The organism is Vibrio sp. MEBiC08052, from assembly GCF_001506075.1.
Taxonomy (GTDB): Bacteria; Pseudomonadota; Gammaproteobacteria; order Enterobacterales; family Vibrionaceae; genus Vibrio.
This window is the reverse complement of the sequence record NZ_KQ947476.1, coordinates 32002-34834: the sequence shown is the minus strand read 5'-3', so window position 1 is coordinate 34834 and position 2833 is coordinate 32002. Positions and strand designations below refer to the sequence as shown.

At 56.0% G+C, this 2833-nt stretch carries 1 protein-coding gene; it reads left to right on the top strand.

Going from position 1 to position 2833, the window contains the following annotated elements:
• A partial coding sequence (locus VRK_RS17650) for a condensation domain-containing protein (protein WP_197413175.1) occupies positions 1–2833 on the top strand: 2833 nt, incomplete at both ends.

Genomic DNA, 2833 nt, shown 5'->3' with positions numbered 1-2833 from the left:
GGGTGTGGCGGGGTGCAGGATGCGGTGGTGATTGCGCGTGCCTTTGGTGAGAGCGGAGACAAACAGTTAGTCGGTTACTACACCGCGGTGAATCAAGACGCGGTGCCGGATGTGGCAACACTGAAAGCTGAACTGTCTGAGCGTTTACCGGCGCATATGGTGCCGGCGGTATATGTGGTGATTGATGCGATGCCATTGACGCCAAACGGTAAAGTGAACCGTAAAGCCTTACCGGCACCGGATGTCAGTTCGGTGGTGCGGCATGAATATCAGGCACCGGTCGGGGATGCCGAGGTACAACTGGCGGCGATTTGGTCAGCGCTGTTAGGTGTTGAACAAGTGGGCCGGTCAGACAACTTCTTTGAACTGGGCGGTCACTCTTTGCTGGCGGTGCGGATGGTGTCACGGGTGCGTGAGCAACTGGGTCGGGAGTTATCACTGGCGACGCTGTTCTCTCATTCAACCTTACATGAAGTGGCAGCCCTGCTGGATGATGCCCAAGGTGCAACATTACCGGCGATTACGCCATTGCCGGAAGGGCAAGCGATCCCATTGTCACTGGCGCAGAAACGGTTGTGGTTCTTGTCGCAAATGGATGCACAGGCAACGGCCGCTTATACCGTGCCAAGAAGCGTGCGGCTGCAAGGCAAATTAGATGTCGATGCATTACAACGGGCACTGGATCAGATTGTTGCCCGTCATGCCGCATTGCGGACTCATTTTGCACAAGTCGCGGATGAGCCGGTACAAGTGGTGAGTGCACCGAGTGTCGGGTTCCCGTTGACTTACCTTGACGGGGAAGGGGTGATGGATGAACTGGCGCCACTGTCGCCAACGTTTGATCTTTCTCAGGGACCATTGATTCAAGGGCAGTTAATCCGCGTCTCTGATCGTGAGCATTGGTTACGGATTGTGATGCACCATATGATCACTGATGGCTGGTCGATGGGGATTTTTAACCGTGAGCTGGCCGCACTTTATACCGCTCACTGCAACGATCAGGCTGATCCGCTGCCGCCATTGACGATCCAGTATGGTGACTACGCTGCATGGCAGCAGACGTATCTACAGGGTGAAGTGTTGCAACACCAGCAACAATATTGGCATGAGCAGTTGCGTGATATTCCGGATTGTCTGACATTGCCGACGGATCATCCGCGTCCGGCACATCAAGATTACCGCGGGGCAAGTCTGCCTGTTGCACTCAGCCGCGAGTTAACCGGACAGTTGCGTCAATTGAGTCAACACAGTGGCTGTACGCTCTACATGACGTTACTTGCCGGATGGTCGGTGGCGATGGGACGTCTCTCCGGTCAGGAAGATATCGTGATCGGTTCTCCGATAGCCGGACGAATGCAGCGTGATGTTGAAGACCTGATCGGGATGTTTGTCAATAGTATGGCGATGCGGGTTCAGTTGACAGATGCGATCAATACACCAGCTTTGTTAGCTCAGGTCAAAGAGACCGCGCTGGCGGCACAAGCCAATCAGGATATGCCGTTCGAACAAGTGGTTGAGACCGTCGCACCGGTGCGCAGCTTGTCTCATGCCCCGATTTTCCAAGTGATGTTCGCTTTGCAAAATACGCCGACGGATCAGATCCGACTACCGGATCTCACACTGGAAGCACTGGACAGTGAACTCTCGACGGCTCAGTTTGACCTGAGCCTTGAAATTCATGAACACGACGGCAGACTCAGTGGCTATCTGACCTACGCGACCGCGTTGTTTGAACCGGAAACCGTACAGCGCTACCTCAGCTACTGGGTCACCCTGTTGGAAGGCATGGTTCGTCAGCCTGAGTTACCGGTGAGTGCACTACCGATGCTGACCGATAGTGAACAGCAACACCTGTTGCACCACTTGAATCAAACCCACAATGCCTATCCGTCCGATTGCGGGATCCATACGTTGTTCAGCCAACAGGCGAGCGCATCACCGGACGCGATTGCCGTTATCACCGAAGCGGGTGAATGGCATTATGCCGCGTTAGAGGCGCGAGCTAATGCGCTGGCACAGCGGCTACAAAACCTTGGGGTGACTTCCGGGCAGCGGGTTGCGGTGCGCTTGCCGCGTTCAGCCGCCTTAGTGGTGGCGGAGCTGGCGATTCTCAAAGTCGGTGCGGTGTATGTACCGCTCGACCCGAATGCCCCGGCCGAACGTCAGCGTTATGTACTGGATGATTGTGGTGCCAATGTGTTGATGACCGCGTCGTTGATGACTGGGGTGGAAACGGCTGCCGATACCTCGTCACTCACAGTCGTGACGCTGACCGATTCACTGCTGGAGGAACTGCTGAACGAACATGGTACAGCGTCCGTGTCGGTGCCGGTCAGTGGTAACACCCCGGCCTATGTGATGTACACCTCAGGCTCGACTGGTCAGCCGAAAGGTGTCGTCGTGCCACATCGGGCTATTGCCAGACTGGTGCTGAATAACGGCTATATGGCGGTGCAACCGTCAGACCGGGTCGCGCTCGCTGCCAACCCGGCCTTTGATGCCACCACGTTAGAAGTGTGGGCACCGCTGCTCAACGGCGCTGCGGTGGTGGTGATTGAGCAAGAGACGTTACTCAACGTTGAGGCTTTTGCCCAAGCGTTGACCGACCATCAGGTCAGTATTCTGTGGTTGACGGTCGGTCTGTTCAATCAGTATGCATCAGGGTTAAAAGCGGTGTTGCCAAGCCTGCGTTATCTGCTGGTGGGCGGGGATGCCCTTGACCCGGCGGTGATTCGGCGGGTGCTGGCGGAGAGTGCGCCGCAACATCTGCTCAACGGTTACGGTCCGACGGAAACCACCACATTTGCCTTAACTCATGCAATCACCTCGGTCG